Source organism: Nitrosopumilus sp. b1 (assembly GCF_014078545.1).
Lineage (GTDB): Archaea > Thermoproteota > Nitrososphaeria > Nitrososphaerales > Nitrosopumilaceae > PXYB01.
The window spans coordinates 36,500-53,969 of the sequence record NZ_MU078723.1 but is presented as its reverse complement, the minus strand read 5'-3'; the positions used below and the strand labels follow the sequence as shown (position 1 = coordinate 53,969).

General features: G+C 36.8%; 17 protein-coding genes. 7 read left to right on the top strand and 10 right to left on the bottom strand.

Annotated features, from left to right (window positions below; genetic code table 11):
* Window positions 1-30 precede the first annotated feature (30 nt).
* The 6 genes from gatB to C6988_RS05935 all read right to left on the bottom strand — a co-directional run bounded on the left by gatB (window position 31) and on the right by C6988_RS05935 (window position 6,987).
* Entirely contained in the window at window positions 31-1,431 is a 1,401-nt protein-coding gene (gatB, locus tag C6988_RS05960; protein WP_182134148.1) for an Asp-tRNA(Asn)/Glu-tRNA(Gln) amidotransferase subunit GatB, read from the bottom strand.
* A complete protein-coding gene (gatA, locus tag C6988_RS05955; RefSeq protein WP_182134147.1) occupies window positions 1,428-2,873 on the bottom strand; it encodes an Asp-tRNA(Asn)/Glu-tRNA(Gln) amidotransferase subunit GatA in 1,446 nt (481 codons plus the stop codon). Before gatA ends, gatB begins: the two co-directional genes overlap by 4 nt.
* Window positions 2,874-3,140: an Asp-tRNA(Asn)/Glu-tRNA(Gln) amidotransferase subunit GatC gene (locus C6988_RS05950; protein WP_182134146.1), complete on the bottom strand. Its 267-nt coding sequence runs from the start codon at window positions 3,138-3,140 to the stop codon at window positions 2,874-2,876.
* A gap of 9 nt (window positions 3,141-3,149) precedes the next feature.
* Window positions 3,150-4,457 carry an aspartate--tRNA(Asn) ligase gene (gene aspS / locus C6988_RS05945; protein ID WP_182134145.1) on the bottom strand — a complete coding sequence of 436 codons (1,308 nt, stop codon included), beginning with the start codon at window positions 4,455-4,457 and terminating at the stop codon, window positions 3,150-3,152.
* Window positions 4,458-4,523: 66 nt separating this feature from the next.
* A complete protein-coding gene (locus tag C6988_RS05940) occupies window positions 4,524-5,417 on the bottom strand; it encodes a TrmB family transcriptional regulator (protein ID WP_255464300.1) in 894 nt (297 codons plus the stop codon).
* Between the two features lie 133 nt (window positions 5,418-5,550).
* On the bottom strand, window positions 5,551-6,987 hold the full coding sequence (locus C6988_RS05935) for an NAD(P)/FAD-dependent oxidoreductase (protein ID WP_255464299.1): 1,437 nt from the start codon (window positions 6,985-6,987) through the stop codon (window positions 5,551-5,553).
* A 106-nt stretch (window positions 6,988-7,093) separates the two neighbouring features.
* Between C6988_RS05935 and C6988_RS05930 the strand changes: the two genes are divergently transcribed.
* Window positions 7,094-7,303 carry a hypothetical protein gene (locus C6988_RS05930; RefSeq protein WP_182134144.1) on the top strand — a complete coding sequence of 70 codons (210 nt, stop codon included), beginning with the start codon at window positions 7,094-7,096 and terminating at the stop codon, window positions 7,301-7,303.
* A 29-nt stretch (window positions 7,304-7,332) separates the two neighbouring features.
* Window positions 7,333-8,358 (top strand): formate--phosphoribosylaminoimidazolecarboxamide ligase, encoded by a 1,026-nt coding sequence (locus C6988_RS05925; RefSeq protein WP_182134143.1) that lies wholly within the window; start codon window positions 7,333-7,335, stop codon window positions 8,356-8,358.
* On the opposite strand, the gene C6988_RS05920 is transcribed toward C6988_RS05925, so the two are convergent.
* Entirely contained in the window at window positions 8,348-8,821 is a 474-nt protein-coding gene (locus C6988_RS05920) for a PEFG-CTERM sorting domain-containing protein (protein ID WP_182134142.1), read from the bottom strand. The two genes, C6988_RS05925 and C6988_RS05920, sit on opposite strands and share 11 nt — an antisense overlap.
* Before the next feature lie 120 nt (window positions 8,822-8,941).
* Between C6988_RS05920 and C6988_RS05915 the strand changes: the two genes are divergently transcribed.
* The 5 genes from C6988_RS05915 to C6988_RS05895 all read left to right on the top strand — a co-directional run bounded on the left by C6988_RS05915 (window position 8,942) and on the right by C6988_RS05895 (window position 15,716).
* Window positions 8,942-9,562 (top strand): archaellin/type IV pilin N-terminal domain-containing protein, encoded by a 621-nt coding sequence (locus C6988_RS05915; RefSeq protein ID WP_182134141.1) that lies wholly within the window; start codon window positions 8,942-8,944, stop codon window positions 9,560-9,562.
* Between the two features lie 33 nt (window positions 9,563-9,595).
* On the top strand, window positions 9,596-12,157 hold the full coding sequence (locus tag C6988_RS05910) for an Ig-like domain-containing protein (RefSeq protein ID WP_182134140.1): 2,562 nt from the start codon (window positions 9,596-9,598) through the stop codon (window positions 12,155-12,157).
* A gap of 68 nt (window positions 12,158-12,225) precedes the next feature.
* Entirely contained in the window at window positions 12,226-13,500 is a 1,275-nt protein-coding gene (locus tag C6988_RS05905) for a DUF7467 domain-containing protein (RefSeq protein WP_182134139.1), read from the top strand.
* Between the two features lie 73 nt (window positions 13,501-13,573).
* Window positions 13,574-14,650: a dual-specificity RNA methyltransferase RlmN gene (rlmN, locus tag C6988_RS05900; RefSeq protein ID WP_182134138.1), complete on the top strand. Its 1,077-nt coding sequence runs from the start codon at window positions 13,574-13,576 to the stop codon at window positions 14,648-14,650.
* Window positions 14,651-14,768: 118 nt separating this feature from the next.
* The gene (locus C6988_RS05895; protein WP_182134137.1) at window positions 14,769-15,716 is read left to right on the top strand and encodes a hypothetical protein; all 948 of its coding nucleotides are present in this window, start codon (window positions 14,769-14,771) and stop codon (window positions 15,714-15,716) included.
* 30 nt (window positions 15,717-15,746) lie between these two features.
* On the opposite strand, the gene C6988_RS05890 is transcribed toward C6988_RS05895, so the two are convergent.
* From C6988_RS05890 to C6988_RS05880, 3 genes are all read right to left on the bottom strand, one after another.
* Window positions 15,747-16,559, bottom strand: coding sequence for a DUF72 domain-containing protein (locus C6988_RS05890; protein WP_182134136.1), 813 nt, complete (start codon window positions 16,557-16,559; stop codon window positions 15,747-15,749).
* Window positions 16,560-16,580: 21 nt separating this feature from the next.
* Complete coding sequence (locus tag C6988_RS05885) at window positions 16,581-16,805, bottom strand: hypothetical protein (protein WP_182134135.1); 225 nt, start codon at window positions 16,803-16,805, stop codon at window positions 16,581-16,583.
* Between the two features lie 115 nt (window positions 16,806-16,920).
* Entirely contained in the window at window positions 16,921-17,343 is a 423-nt protein-coding gene (locus C6988_RS05880; RefSeq protein ID WP_182134134.1) for a response regulator, read from the bottom strand.
* Between the last annotated feature and the right edge of the window lie 127 nt (window positions 17,344-17,470).

Sequence of the window (17,470 nt, the reverse complement as noted above, 5' to 3'; positions counted from 1 at the left end):
TTTTGAAATGATATAATGGCTTCTCTTGTTTTAAGATAATTTCTTTTTAAATAATTCAAGTGTAATTATCGGGTCTGCTTTTCCTTTTGTTTTTTGCATTACCTTCCCAACTAGATAGTTTATTGCCTGGGGATTTGCTTTTGCCTCCTCTACTGCTTTGCTCTCTTGGGATATTATCTCATCCACTATCTTTTCTAATTCACCTTGATCAGATTTGCCGAGGTCTAAATCTTTGATGATGTCATCCAGGCTTTTACCTGATTTTACCATCTCTTGTAATGCTGTCTTTGCAGATGTTCTGGTAATTGTATTTGCTTGAATTGCACTTACCAAGTCTTTCAAATGATTTGGCTTTAGCTTTGATTGCTCTCTTTTTTCACGTGTATCAACAAGGCCCATCAAATCAGTCGTTATCAGATTTGCAATATCTTTTGCATTTTTATCATCATGGGATTTTTCAAATAAATCTGAATAATACTTGTCAGAGGATAAGACATCGGCAACCTGTGGAGGGATATCAAACTGTGTAACGTATCTCTGCTTTTTTGAGCTGATACTCTCAGGCATCTCTTCTTTTAATTTTTGAATTCTTTGATCTGCAATTTTTATCCATGGTATGTCGCCTTCTGGGAAGTAACGATAATCCATCTCCTCTTCTTTTGATCTTGCCGAGACTGTAACTTTACGTCTGTCATCCCAATGTCTTGTTTCTTGGGCAATTGGAATGTCTCTTGCAGAAAGACTCTCCTGCCTTGTAATCTCAAAGTGCAGTGCTTTTTCTAAATCATGAAACGAACCAATGTTTTTGATTTCAACCTTTGGACCATTTTCTATTGAGACGTTTCCGTCTGCACGCATTGCTCCCTCTAATGTGGGCTCACTTACCCCTAGGTTCTCCAACAGATCAGATAGTATGTTCAAAAATATTCTCACTTGTTTTGGATTATCAAAATCAGGCTCTGTGACAATTTCAACTAGAGGAGTTCCTGCACGATTATAATCAACTAGTGTAATCTGGGTTTTTTCTGATGTTCCCTCGTAGATTAATCGTCCCGGATCTTCTTCAAGCTGTATTCTTCGTATTCTAATTTCCTTATCTTCAACATTTACCATGCCCTTTTCACCAATGCTAGTTGGGCCATACACGTTAAGCTGAGTAATTTGGAAGTTCTTTGGCAAATCTGGGTAAAAGTAATTTTTTCTAAAGAATGCAATCTTTTCTGGAATTTGGCAGCTTAACGCCAATGCAATTGTAGTTGCCTTTTCTACTGCTTTTTGATTTAATCGTGGTAATGAACCAGGCAAGCCCATGCATATTGGACAGATGTTAGTGTTTGGCTCAAATTCTCTATAATCTGCCTTACATGAACAGAATAGCTTGCTGTTTAATTTTGTTAGCTGACAGTGAATCTCTAAACCAATTTTGGTCATAAAGGAACCTCCGGTAGTTTTGTATTTTGTTCTAATGTATAAGCTGCCTGTAAAAGGAATTTGTCTTTGTTATGTTCTGCCATCAATTGTATTCCTATTGGTAATCCATTTGTTACTTTGAATGGAACAGATATTGCAGGTTTTCCTGTAAGATTTGCAGTAACAGTGTTAAAATCAACTAGGAACAATGCAATCGGGTCCTCAATCTTTTCTCCAATCTTAAATGGTTGTACAGGAACTGTCGGCGAGATTAGCAAATCGACTTTCTTAAATGCCTCATTGACCTCTCTTGTTAGCTTGTTTTTTACTTTCATTGCTTTTAGGAAATATTTTCCGGCATATCCAGCTGATGGAACAAAACCTCCTAGTATCATTCGTCTTGTAACTTCTGGGCCAAATCTTTTTCTTGCCCTTGATATGTAAGAGTTAAACTCGTATCCCTCTACTGGAAAGTCATAACCATATCTTAGGTTATCATATCTTGCAAGATTACTTCCTGCCTCTGTAGCAGTTATGGTATAATATGCAGCAACAGAATAATCCACTGCTTCAAGGTTGATGTCTTGAATCTGTGCTCCCTGTTTTTCTAATTTTGATATTGCTTCATTTGTTGCATCAACTACATCCTTTGATGCTCCTTCTCCCATCATCTGCTTGATGATTCCTATCTTTTTTCCTTCGATTCCTTGATCAATCTCACCTAGATAATCGTCATTGTGATTATCAATGGTGGTATTGTCATTTTCATCAATACCTGCAATTGTATTTAGCACAAATGCAGTATCCTTTACAGTTCTGGTTATGGGGCCAATCTGCTCGATGCTATTTGCATATGAGATAAGGCCATATCTGCTGATTAACCCATAACTTGGTTTTATTCCTACAACTGAACAAAAGCTGGCAGGATTTCTTGTAGAACCACCCGTATCTGAGCCTAAAGATGCTAGGCATTCAAAGGCACTAACTGCCACTGCACTTCCTCCCGATGAGCCGCCTGGCACATAATCTGGATTCCATGGGTTTCTGCTTGGTCCATAGGCGCTAAACTCTGTAGTCAGGCCCATCGCAAACTCGTCTAGATTGTTTTTTCCAATGAATAATGCGTCTTGGCCTTTGAGTCTAGTTATTACCGTGGCATCATATGGTGCAACAAAATCCTCTAACATTCTTGATGCACATGTTGTCTTTGAGTTCTTTATGCAGATGTTATCCTTGATTCCAATTGGAGCCCCATAAAATGCACCGACCTTTTCACCAGACTGTATTTTCTTGTCGATTTTTTTTGCATCCTCGATTGCTTTTTGGTTGATTGAAATGTATGAGTGTAGAACTTCCTCGTGTTTTTCTATATGCTCCAGTGTCTCTAAAACAAAATCTTCACATGTGTAAGTTCCATTTTTTACATTATCTACATATTCTAACAGGGATTGTTTGATTCTCAATTAAACCATCTTTGGGGCTCGAACATGGGTTCCTTTGTAATTTTTTAATTTCTCAATTAATTTTTCATCATACGGAATAAATTCGTCCTTACGTAAATTCTCAATTGGCATTATTGTAAAATTAATCTCTTCAGATTTCACGTCTGCTTTGTCTAATAAATCAAAATAGCCAAGCATCTTTTTTACTCGCTCAATATACTCTGAATGATCATCCATCTCTATTCTCATCAGTTTTGCAACTCTTTCAATCTCTTCTGCAGTAACCAATCAAATCACCTATGGAGTTAGCCTATCCACGTCTCTTGGATAAAATGTTACATCACGAATGTTCTCAGTACCAGTTAATGCCATCATCAGTCTCTCTAATCCTATGCCACAACCTGCATGTGGTGGCACGCCGTAATCAAATGCTTTAAGATGATACTCAAATGCTTCTGCCTTCATTCCCTTATTCTTCATTCGCTCAACTAACTCATGGCGCTTTTCAATTCTAGTACTGCCTGAGGATAACTCCAAATCACCAAACATCAAATCAAATGATTCAGAAATCTTTGGATTCTCTTTACTTGCTTTTACATAGAATGGTTTTGGAGCCATCGGCCAATCTTTTATAAAGTAAAAACCAGATAGTCCTATCTTTTTTAGATTTGAAGGGTACAAATCATCTCCCCACTCTGTCTTTGCGCCTGCTTTTTGCATCTTTTCGACTAGCTCATCATAGGTATATCGAGGAATAGAGTCTGGAATTTCAGGTATTGTAAACTCTACCTCTTCATTAGAACTGGCAAATTCTTTTACAGCTTTTACTGATGCCTTGATGATGTCTTCTATTCGATTCATCACATCATTGTAATCAACAAATGCTTCTTCCAAATCAATTGAGATTGCTTCAGCAAGATGTCGATTAGTTCTTGAAGGCTCTGCTCTAAATATTGGTGCAATCTCAAAAACTTTCTCAAGACTCATTGTGAGTTGTTCTTTGTACAATTGTGGGCTCTGTGCAAGAAATGCTTCTTTGTTATAGTAAAATATTGCAAAGAGTGCGGCACCGCCTTCAGTTGCAGTTGCAATCATCTTTGGTGTATTTATCTCTGAAAAATTTTGTGAATAAAAATAATCTCGGATTGATTTTAAGACAGCACTTCTTGCATGAAAGATATCAAGCAAAACTTTTCTTCTAAGATCAATTGGTCGTACCTCCAATCTTGTATCGATGTTTTTTACTGTTTTTGCTAATGGTTCAAATGGTGGAATCAACTCTACTTCTGAAAATACTCGGAGCTCAGTTGGGGTAATCTCTAAACCCTTTGGAGCCTTATCTGATGGTTTAATCTTTCCAGTAATTGCAATTGAAGAATGAGCCTTTAGTGAAGAAATCTTATCACGAACATCATCAGGACAATCTCCTTTCTTTGCAACAACTTGAATATCTCCTGTTTTATCGCGTAACGTCAAAAAGGAAATGTTTCCATGGCCTCGTATGGTTAGAACCCATCCCATCAAGGTAACTTGTGTGCTAATTGATGGATCTAAATCAGCAGCATAATGCGTTCTACGTAAATTTCCTAACTCTGTATCGATCATGATTTACTAAATGCCTCTTTTTTTGGTGTATTTAGTTTTCTTTTAAAGATTAGTTGAGAAACTGATCTAATTTACCTGAACTTGGGGCAGATTCAGTGGTTTAGAATTTTCCCATAATAGGCTACACAGTGTGAAGATATTGCCTGACATCTCTACTGAATTAGTACAAATGGCAAAATCTGATTCTGAATTGGAATGATCAGATAGGGCATCTGAGAGTATCATGTTTCGATTCTTTTCTACGACCATTCTGCCCCTTGTGCGTAAAATCCCCCTTCTAGTCGATGTGGCTCCAAATCTTCTGATGAATTGGACCTCTGAATAGTTTAACATTTCAGTGATTAATCTTACTTGGCCTCCGTTTTTCTCACATATCTTTATCTTTTCAGGAATATCAGTATGATACATCTTTGAGATGTCTTTTAGCGTGGTGACAAGGTATATGATGTCTTCAGATTCCTCAATTAATTTTTCAATCTCTGAATAGATCTTACCAGTTCCTTGGGTTACATGAAATGTTGGGATAGTTGTTTTGAAATTAGTTGGTATCGTAGTTTGGATTGATTCTATAATTTGTTGTTGTGAGTTCTTTATTCTATTAACCTGGTTCTCTTTTTGTTGTAGAATGTTATTTAGAACATCTTCTGGTTTGTTTGCTACACATAATTTTGGTTTTGATAGAGTAGTTGAAACAATTTGAAGATGCAATAACTTGTCAATAGTTCGGTATGCTTTGGTTCTATCCATGTGTAATTCTTTAGCTAAAGAACTAGCAGTTACAGGACCTAGTCTTAGCAAGTTTAGATAAACATGGGCATCTATTTCATCTAGTTCTAGTAAAGATGATAATTTGATTCCCAATTCCTCAATTTTATTTATTGAGGAATACATTTTGTTTTCTGATTCTGAAAAAAACTGATCTGAGATTTCAAGATTATTTTCTATATTTTTTTGATTCATTTTTTCCAGACCTTTGTTTAGCTCAACTATTTTTTTCGTGGTTTAATTATTCAAAATTTTATTAAAATGATTACGTATCAATCATCAGTGGAGTTTGAATTTTTAGAAATTTTTGTCTGATATGCAAGTACAATTACAGGTCTGCAAAAAGTTGTTCCTTCAATGATGGCATCTCTGCACCAAGATGAAACTGTTGTAACTCTTTTTTCTTTATTTTTCCTACAAGTGTTAGATCTCGCTCAAAGAGTAGATCAATAGTCCAATCTGTTGCAACCTTGATCTTCTTCTCTAGCGTTGGAAGATTTGCCAAATAATATGCACGCCATATTGCCCAAGCAGTAACTCCACTCAGATTTTTACCAAATATTGAGACTACGCCCACCCTATTTCCTATGGTGGCCATCATTCCCTTGCTTTTGTATGAGAATTCTTGGAATTTCGTGCCTCCTTTGAGTGATTCTAGGATGTTTTTGGCAACAACCTTGCTCTCACGAATTGCATGCTGAGCAGTTGGCGGATAGTACTTGCCATTCTTTTCATCTTTAATTGCGGCACAGTCCCCTAGTGCAAATACATTGGGATTGCAAGGATTTTGCAAAAACTTGTTTACCTTGATTCTTCCACCGTTTTCATGTTCGCAATTAATTGATGATATTACAGGATCTATTGCAACTCCTCCTGCCCAAATAATTGTAGAACATGGGATGCTTCCTCCATTATCTAATTTTATCTCAGCTTCGGATGCACCAACTGCTTTTGTATTTGTGACAATGTTTACACCTACTTTTTGAAGATACTTCATTGCAACATTTCCCAGTTTTTCACCAACTTCTGGTAAAATTCCTCCTCTTGCTGAAATTAATATCGGAGTAATATTTTTTGAATCAATTGTTGGATATGCATGCTTTACTGATTGTCTGATAAAATGATTCAACTCCCCTATTGTTTCAACTCCTGCAAAACCTCCACCAACTACTGCAAATGTTAACAATCTTTTCTGTAAATCTTCATCTCCTGTCTGCGCTGCATTTTCCATCATAGTTATTGCATGATTCTTTAATGCAATTCCATCCTCAATTGATTTGATTGTAAAGGAGTTATCCTCCATGTTTTTATTTCCAAAAAAGTTATTTTGACTTCCTAATGAAAGCACAAGATAATCGTATTCTAATGCATGAACCTTTCCATCAAAAGTTCTTGTAATTGTGACTAATCTTTCATTTAGATTAATATCGGAAACTACTGCCTGGTAAAATTTAGCTTGTTTACAAAATTTTCTAATTGGAATTGCAATGTTACTTGGATGAATCACCCCTGCTGCCATCTCAGGTAGCATCGGAGTAAACAGGAAATAATTTTCTTCATTTACAATTGTAATGCTTACCTCTTTATCTGATACTCTCTTTTGAATCTCCTTGAGAACTCCAACTCCTCCAAAACCCCCACCTAAAATTAAGACCTTCTTTATTGTAGGAGATGTTGTTTTGTGTGCAAATATTACATGGGCATTTTGAGATTTCTTTGAATCAAATACCAGATCACAATGCTTGCACCTATGCTGTCCAGACACAGCAAAAAATTAATGAAAATCCATCAAAAGGCTAAGTATGTCCACCCACCACAAACAAAATTACAAAATTTGTACATTAATTTAGAAGATTTATACCTAAATTTGCATGGATTTAACACAAAAAGAAAAGGCCATTGCTCTGATATCAAATGCAGTGTCTGTCTATTCCCTATACCAGGAAAGAGGAAAAATTCCACAAAATACTAGCATGATTGATTTTATCCTAAAGGCAATTCCTGCGGACATCAAACCGGAGATATCGATGGAGTTAGTTGATACCGTCTTTAATTATGTCTCGAGCGCACATAATTCATAAAGTCAAGGTTTTTTCTATCTAGTATCGCCTTGACATCGATAGCAACACTTGGATCTCACTGCTCTCTTCAGGTTTTAAAGGGTGCAAAAGATGAAGGATTCAAAACACTTTTGGTCTGTGAGAAAAAAAGAGAGAAACTATATCGTAGATTCAACTTTATTGATGAGTTAATTCTGGTTGATTCCTTTCCTGAAATTTTAGAAAAGAAATGCCTTGACATTTTAGAAAAGAATAACTCTGTACTGATTCCTCATGGTACCCTGATTGCTCAGATGAGCTCAGAAGAAATCGAATCAATAAAGATTCCAATATTTGGCAACAAGTGGATTCTGCGATGGGAATCAGACAGAAACAAAAAAGAGCAGCTCATGAAGGAGTCCAATCTTAACCTGCCAAGAACAATTCCAACACCTGAAGATATCAATGGGCTTGTAATAGTAAAGAGACAAGGTGCTGCTGGTGGTAAAGGATACTTTTTGGCAACAAACAAAGAAGATTATGATGCAAAGAGGGACTCACTAATCAAGCAAGGAATATTATCAAAAGATGAGCAACTCTACATCCAGGAGTATTCCCCTGGAGTTTTGGCGTATCTGCAATTCTTTTACTCTCCGTTAAATGAAGACATTGAATTCTTTGGCTCTGATCAAAGACATGAGTCTGACATTGAAAGTCTAGCAAGAATTCCATCCTCTGTTCAGATCAAACACGAGAAGGTTCCATCATTTAATGTCATAGGGAATACTCCAATTGTTTTACGTGAATCATTACTACAAGAAGCATATGATATGGGTGAGCGATTCGTTGAAGCATCACGGCGACTGGTAAAACCAGGAATGAACGGTCCTTTCTGTATTGAAGGCGTATACGATGAGAATGCAAAATTCACATCATTTGAGTTTTCAGCCAGAATTGTAGCTGGAACCAACATCTACATGGAAGGCTCACCATACTATGGTCTCTTATTTAATGAACCAATGAGTATGGGGAAACGAATTGCACGCGAGATAAAAAATGCAGATAAATCAAATCAGCTTGATAAGGTTACAACCTAAACAACTGGCTTTTCTTTGTTAATACAATAATTGATGTCGTTGTTACTATCAAAATTGCCAAAGCTCCTATAGGAAATTCCGGAATTACATTTGTTCCAATAATCTCAATCTCCTGGGCACCACTGAACAAAGGAATGGCAAACGTATTGATATCTTCAGATGATTCCAGGCCATATTCTACATCAATACCATCTACCAGAACCACGAAATCTCCATTCTGGGCGGAAATCATCTCATTTGGAATACTAATTACGAATTGACCTCCAATTGTATCTTCAATTCCTATTAGAAAAGAACGTAATTCTTGATCAATTTGCATTGCTAAAACATTACCAGAAAAATGATACTCTAAATCAAAAGTATGCTCATCTATAGAATACTGATATGTCCCAGTTTCTGCATATGCTGAATTAATGCATCCCAGAAAAATAATCCCAATTAAGGTTAGCGTATAATTTCTCATTGGAATTTCTAGAGCATATCAGTATTAGAATATTGTTTAGTACTGTTTAGTGTGTTCAACTGTTGTGCATTTTGCACAGCATTTGCCTTAACAAAAGTATGATGATATAGATGTGTAATAATGACAAACCTAACACCAAAAGAACATTTGACCAACCGAAGAGCAGTTGCACCAGTAATTGCAACACTTCTAATGGTTGCAATAGCAGTAGTTGGAGGAACTATCATCTTTGTATTCTCACAAGGATTCTTTAGTTCATCACAAATCAGTGGTACTCCAACTATTGAAGCAGTAAAGATTCTTGGTTATGACGCAAGAGCCGTGTCTGAATTACAAGCACATAACGGAAATCCAATGTTAGCAGGTTCTGCAGGTGATGGTAATCCAAACGTACAAGCAGATGAAAGAGTTGCAGTATATGTCACAAATGACAGTGTACAGCCAGTAGTTATCGGTACTCTAAGATTTGCAGGTTACGAGTATGATTACATCCAAGCAACAGGCGGTATGGGATTATACAACTCTGCAAACATCCCACAAGGAAACTACACTGTCTTGTTAAACACACCAGATGCAGTATTACAAGAAGGCGCTGCAGAAATTGCCCCAGGCCAAACTGCAACCATACTGATGGACCTTCCACAGGACCTAAGATCTGGACGCTCTGCACAGTTTAACATCCAAACAACTAACGGAAATCAGTTCGTCGGCACTGTCCAAGTTGGTCAACAAAGTGGTTAATCCACCTTTTTTTCTTTTTATGAGGGGAAAAGCATGAATCAAAAAATTCCAGTTCTGTTTTTTTCAGCAATACTGTTTACATCATCATTTGGATTTTCAGAAGCACAAATTCTTGTAACAAATTTAGATCATGCATCCCTTGAGCTAAGATTAGCACCATCCAGAGTAATATCAGAGGAAAACGTTCACCTTGCAGGATACATCAATCTTATTGATTCAAAGGGTACCATGATAAAACCATCAAAGGATGTTAGAATATTTTTAGAATCAGATAAACCTGGAATTGCTAAAGTTCCAGAGCTTGTAACCATACAAGCTGAGCAAGGATATGCATCGTTTTTTATTGAGACATTTGGTGTAGATGGCTCATCTGTAATCTCTGCTACATTTAATGATCAAACCATATCAAAGAAGTTTTTTGTTGGTGAAAAGGTGCCTATCCTTCCAGACACCCTGGATATTGTAATCAATCTTCCATCAAATGAGATGCATGTTTCCTCTGAGATGCCGTTTTCTGTTTATCTCATAGATGATGAAAAGAAGATAATCCAAGCACCATATGATATTACAATCGATTTTGAGTATGAAGACTCTTTGATTTCATTAAGGGATTCCTCGCTAACTATCAACAAAGGAAATTACTATTCTTGGAGTACGATTCTTACAAAAGGAGATGTAGGAAATGCATTCATTCGTGCAACACAGGATGATCTTAACATTCACAGTGCAAAGAATATTCGAATATCCTCATCATTACCTGCATCACTAGATATCGACATCTTTCCAAAATTTGTACCAAAGGAAGTAGACAGAACTGTAGAGGTAATAGTTAGTCTAGTTGATGCAGATGGAAATCCTACCTTGGCAACTGAAGACATTCCTCTAGAGTTTTTTTCTGATTATGATTATGTTGGAAGAATCATTGATGATAAGATAAAGGAATCTCTTTCAACTGGGGTCATAAAAAAGGGTGAGTTTAGCCATCACTTTCAAATCAAGATGAATCTGAATAGCTCACCTGAGGACATCACAATAGGTGCAAGTACAAAGGGATTGGGAATTGCATCTGACATGTTTACCACAGCTGATGCAATGAACTTTGAGAATAAACTAATTGCAGAAAACAAAACAATGATTGTCTATACACTAGAAAAGATTCCAAGCGATTCTACAACAATAGCAGTGTATCAAATTATAGTAGAAGAGGAAGAAGATGAAGAAACAGAAGAGACAGCAGAGGAATCAAGTGAAGAAGATGAAGAGCCAATCACCATACCCGTAATATCTAATGAGAACTTTCAATCAAAGGGCAGTCTGCAAAAGATCAACCTGATTTCTAGTGACGATCTACTGCTGCACATCATAGAATCTGGAAAGATTGAATCTGGAAAGTCATATGGCATTGCCACAATCAAATCTGGCAAAGAAAATGGTATAGTTACCCTAGCTTCTACCTTGAAGGGGGTGGGTTCAGGTACAGTTGATGCCCAAATAATCAACACACTACGACATGACAAGACAAAGATTTTTTCTCCAACAGGTCCCAACATGATTCTCTTTGATAAGACCGGTAATTTTGATATCTTTGTAATCTCACTAGATTCAAAGGGTCGTCCTACTATAGTAGAGGATGAAGCTAGATTCTTGTTGTCTCCAGTGAATGAGATGGTTGAGATAAAACGAAACAAGACGTTTAGTCATGCAACATTACACAGTACCTCATTTATCAAAGGAGAGTCATCCTTTACAATTAATGCAATTCCAATAGGAATATCAGCTGATTCTGATTTGGAGACTTCTTCCACATACAGTACAGAGCCTTCAGCTAAAATCAGAATTAGCCTGCCATATTCTGTAATGGATTCAAATGCAAAATCAGAATTTCCTGGAGTCATTCAGATAACTGATTTTAATGACAATCCTATTCATGCACTAGAGGATATCAAGATTCAGCTAATCACAGAAGAATCTGATTTGTTAAACATTCCAAGAAATATTCAGATACTCAAAGGAGAATCGCAAGCAATCTTTCCAATAATGACTAATGGGATAGCTGGTGAGAGCAAGATTTCTGCAAATGCAAAGGGTGCCATATCATCTGAATCCTCCTTTGAGACAAGGTCATTTCTAACAAAACTTGAGATATCTACAGGCGGAATAATAGAGCCATTGCCTGTGAATCAGCCAGTTACACTTGATGTCTATGTGGATGATGAGAATTTAGAGCCAGTAGATGGTGCCATTATTCAGATATCAAGTATTAATGGTGTTGCAACACCTACTAGCATTACTACAGACAATGGTGGAATTGCAAAGATTCGCTTTACTGCAAATGACCTTGATTCCTTTACTTCATTACAAATTATTGCAACTGCCGAAGGATACCTTGAGGAGTCTGAAACATTTGAGTTTGAAGTCGATGTACCAGAAGTTTTAGTGGAAGAAGAGATGACAGTACTTGGGTTGCCTGAATGGGTAATCTATGTTGGAATAGCTGGCATACTGGTAATAGTTGGAATAATTGTAATGTTTCTTAAAAAACCAAAGCAGGTTTTGGAAGACGAAGATGAAATCTACGAAGAAGACGAGATTTGAGAATGTTCAGCTGTTCATTCAGATGAACAGCATCGGACGTAAAAGTTTCTGAAATTCTTCTTTTCTTAATGACTACAAACAAGAAACTTCTATCGACAATAATATTGACATTCATACTAGCAGGGGGAATTATTTCCATTGCACCAAATGCATATTCGACATACTATGATGATGACGATGATGATCATGATGATGATCATGATGATCATGAGCCAACATGTGAATGCAGTAAACCAAAGGTATTTTCTGTGATATACAACGGTCCGGGAATTGAAAATGGATCTGAAGGAACAACCGATGAGCCAGTAACTGTGGAAATCTACAAAAAAGTTGACGATGTTGGAAAGGAGGGTAAAAAACTAGTCTCATTTCCAAACATTGTAGATGGTGATTCTATTGTTCTGGATGCAAATTCTTTTGGGAAAAAGAAGATAAACTCAAACACCGTTTATCATATCATACAGGGAGATGATGCCATTGCAACAATATCATTTCACACGTCATGTTCCCAATCATTATTCATAGGTGATATGCACAGTGACGGTCCGGTTACAATTACAGTTGAATCAGGAATTGATCACAAGGGAAGACAGTCCATATTTTTGGAAAATGATCCTTTGTGTCAAGGTGATACACCTGTTGTAATATCCGCAAAGGTGACATTCTTCAACTCTATAACAACTGATAACGGAGTTGCAATACCAGATGAATCATCATTTGGTTATGGAATCACGGGAGTAACTAGTCCTACATTCTCTAGTACTCATGAGGTAACACCAGATACTCCAATTACAATATCTATGGTAGTTCCTGATGGGTTTACACGAGTAATGATATCTGGTGATGACTGCCCTAGTGCAGCTGATTTTGAGGGAACAAACTCTGTTAGTATAACGCTGAGTCAAGGAGAAGAACTAGTCTGTACTGTTTATCATGATGATAATGGGGATGGTGCATCTGGAGGGTCAGGAGTGATATTTCACTTTGCCAACCAGCAGTTTAGCCTAGATGGTGGAGTTCAGCAGACTGGAACAGGAAACATCTGTGGTGATGTCACCGCAGGACCATGTATTACAATAGATGGTCAAAATGTTATTGTTGTGCCGGATTTGACAGGAACGGGCCAGGAATTAACTGACACTACAATTGTGATATTTACTATAATTCCAATTGGTGCTCACATTAATCCAATGGTAGAGCCACCACAGGCAATCTGTACATTTGATGGACTAGGTGAGCCATTTGATAATGGTGCTCTTTTAGGATTCCGATTGAATTGTCAAGCAGGACTCGATGGAAACACCTCGTTTAATGTAAACTATGCATTAATCGAGACCACATAATCTCTTTTTTTCTTTTTTTTGTATCTAATTTAATCTAGTTAGGAATTTTAAGGTGATTTTGTAAACACAAAGGATGACTGATCTTTACAGGCTGTTTCCAGAAGAGATGGAAGAGATGGTAAAGAAATTAGGTTATGAGCGATTTCGTGCTGATCAAATTTTGCATTATATCTACAAGGAGTTTCCTAAAACCATCAATGACATGTTGCAGCTCCCAGCTGCTATGCGTGAGAAATTAATTGCAGATGGATATACTCTTGGTTCTGCAAAACAGACTCACATGATACAGAGTGACAATGAAGATACTGTAAAGTTGTTGTTGGAGCTAGATGATAAAAAATCAGTGGAGACTGTACTGATGAGATACAGACCATTAAAGCTAAACACAAAGACACGACATACTGTTTGTGTATCCACTCAAGTCGGGTGTGCAATGGGGTGTACATTTTGTGCAACAGGCCAGATGGGCTTTGAGCGAAACATGAAAGCAGAAGAGATTGTCACACAGGTGATTCATTTTGCCAATCTACTAAAGGAGAGAGGCGAACATGTTACTAATCTTGTATTTATGGGAATGGGGGAACCGTTAGCAAACTATGATGAGATGATTCGCGCTATAAGATTACTGACAAACCCTCGTGCATTTGGATTGGGTCAGCGACACATCACAGTGTCTACAATTGGATTGGTATCAGGTATTTCAAAACTGGCTGGCGAAGATCTTCAGATTGGTCTTGCAGTATCATTGCATGCACCAAATGATACTCTGCGAAGAAGATTGGTTCCAACTGCTAGTGCAAATTCAGTTAGTGAAATTATAGAATCAGGTAGGGAATATTTCAAAAGAACTGGAAGACGGGTTACATTCGAGTATGCATTGATTGAAGGAGTAAATGACACACCTGAAATTGCAAATGAATTGGCAGAGTTACTTGATGGCAACGGTTCTCACATAAACCTGATTCCATTGAATCCAACTGCAGGTGACTTTTCTCGTCCTGCAAAGAAAAGAATCCTAGAATTTGAACGGGTATTGTATCGACACAACATCAACTGTACTGTGCGCGTTGAGAAGGGAGTAGAGATTGCAGCAGCATGTGGTCAGCTTCGAACCGATGTTTTGAATGAAAAAGATGCCAATTTACCCTGATTTTAGGTGTAAAACTATGCCAAACTAGGCCATTTTGAAAATTTGTATACTTTCGATGACAAATGTTTCTTAGCAATTCGATCAATGATCTCAAATCGTAGATTCTCTTTGCGCCTTTATGGCAGAAATTGAGCATAAAGGAGGCCCATATACCAAACCTGAACAAGATGCAAGAAGAAAAGAAGTCGCTCGTTTACATTTTGAATTTGGTTACTCTGCAAGAAAAATTGCAGACATGATGAACATTAATCGAAATACAATCATGGCCGACATCAAATATCATTATGATAACATCAAAGATGAAATTATACAAGAAAAAGATGATTGGGTTTTACAGCAAAAAGGGAGACTAGAAGCTCAACGGAGTAGAGTGATGCAGTACATTCTGGAGGGAAATGGTGACAAGCTAAAATTAGAAAAATTATTGCTTGAAATTGATGATAAGTTAAATCCCATTTTGCTCAAGATAGGCTCTGATGAAACAAGTGATGACATTGATGAAATCACCATAAAAGAGATTGTATTGTACATTATAATAAAATATTCAGGAGTATCAACATTAACTCAACAAAAGATTGTTAGTGAAATTATCAGTATGCAACAATGTTCATTTGAGAAAGGAAATAAAATATTTTCAAAGATGTGCTCTTTGGGTCTAGAGTGCTCAAAGAAAATTAAACAAGATGTAGTGTCTTATGATTTGATTGAATTTGCGTTATTGAGAAAGTATATAGTTTACGATGATAAATTATTCAAAATTATTTATGACCTGTGGTCATTGGATTTACAAAATCTTGAAAAATTAGAATTACTTGATAAAAGGTATCAAGAAAAGTTTGGACCAAAACAAAGATGGAGTAAAGATACTTTTGTTCAAAATGATAATGATAGACTAAAGATCCGCAATGATCAGACAAGAAAAAGAATAGAGGCAATTTCAAAGGCATTCGATACCTATGATGAGAAAACAATCAACAAAGAGAGATTCATGGAGTATGTACAATGTGCAAATGTTTTCTTTGCAGATGAGACTCCAATGATGGAAAAGATGGTTGATCATCCATAATTTTTCATATACATCTTGTATAATCTATGTCTACTCAAAATCAAACATAGAACTTTGTTTCTTGTCATGAAACTCTAATTTATCCAAACCTAACAACATTCTAAGCGTATTTGCCGATTCTGGTGCAAAACCTTCTAGGTGATTGTTTGAAAATGCCCAAAAGAATTTCACCTTTTCATTATTTTCTAAATTTGATAATCTATCTGCCCATTTCTGCAGGGTGTCTGTCTTGTCTCTAACCTTATGATCATAGACATCCTCTGGAAGATTTCTATCTCCAATTAATCTTGCATAGACAAAATCAGTAGTTATTGGTGCAGGGTTATCCACCATTGGAACTTCATTCCATACAAGACAAAGATCATTCTTCGACAAAAATTCTAATGATTCTTTTGAGAACCAACTTTCATGGCGTCCTTCTATTGCATATCTGCAGTAATGTGGCAGATGTTTTCCCAAAGATTCCAGTCTTTCTTTTGCCTGTAGAAACGTCAATGAAGGAGGAAGCTGCATTACTAGTATGCGTATTTTCTTTTTGAGTGGTTCTAAACCTGAAAAGAAAGCAGTTAGTGTATCCTTTGATGAATCATAGTCTAGCTTGTTTTCATGTGTAATCTTTCCAGGAAATTTTAACGAGAACTCAAAATGATCAGGAGTATCTTCATTCCATTTTGCTGCCATACTTTTTGGTATCACTTGGTAAAAGCTAGAGTTTACTTCTGTAACATCAAAGATTGATGAATAGTGTTTCAACCAATCCTTTTGTTTTATTGTCTTTGGGTAAAATGTTCCAGTCCATTCTTTGTAACCCCATCCCGTACATCCTATTTTCTTTTCAAGCAATGCTTGTCTTGTGAAATGCTCTTAATTCAAAATTTGTATTCTGACCATTATACTATCACCTGAGATCATCATGGCATGATTTTTACAGAATCTCCACAGTGCCTTGCACGCTGGTTTTTTGGTATATTCATCCTCAAAGAAATACACCATTGCTTGTCTATTTGATTCAGTGTCACATCCTTGTATGGTACAAAGCATTATGATCACGTATCCAGGCCTCTTGGTTCTGGCTCCTTTACCCCCCATTTGTGCACAATTTGTAGGTGAACTTCTAGTCTTCTTGGGGTTTCAAAGACATCACCGCATTTTAAGCATCGATAAATCATGTTTCCAGTAGGATTTATGGATAATAATGGATGGGTTATTGTGGAATATCTAATCTAGCAGAATTTTTCCACGGTCTGTATTTTGGGATGATCCTCTCCCCTGCAATAACCCTCTCAATATTGTTAATCAACACATCCATGTCGTAAGGTTTGTAAATTATTCCAGATACATCATTATCTACCAGTCTTTTGAAAGTGTCATCGCCCACACTTGCAGTAAGCATAACGATCTTTGCATCAGGATCAAAGTCTCGTATCCTTGTAATTGCGTATAATCCGTCATACTGTGGCATAAGAAAATCCAACAGGACAACATCAGGCTTGTGGTGTTGGTATAATTCAAACGCATCTTTGCCATTCTGCCCAGTAGCCAGAATGCTGACTCCTTTGATTTCCAAATACTCCGAAAGGGATGTACGTAGATCAGTCTCATCATCTACGACGATTGCCGAAAGCACGCATTATCTCAGAAGTAATCTACTATCAGCAAGCGTTAGTTTAATCTGAACAGACGATAACTGATAATATTTTCATAAATAATGAAAATGAGCCATAAAGTGGGATAACGTCTGAGTCCACCAAGTT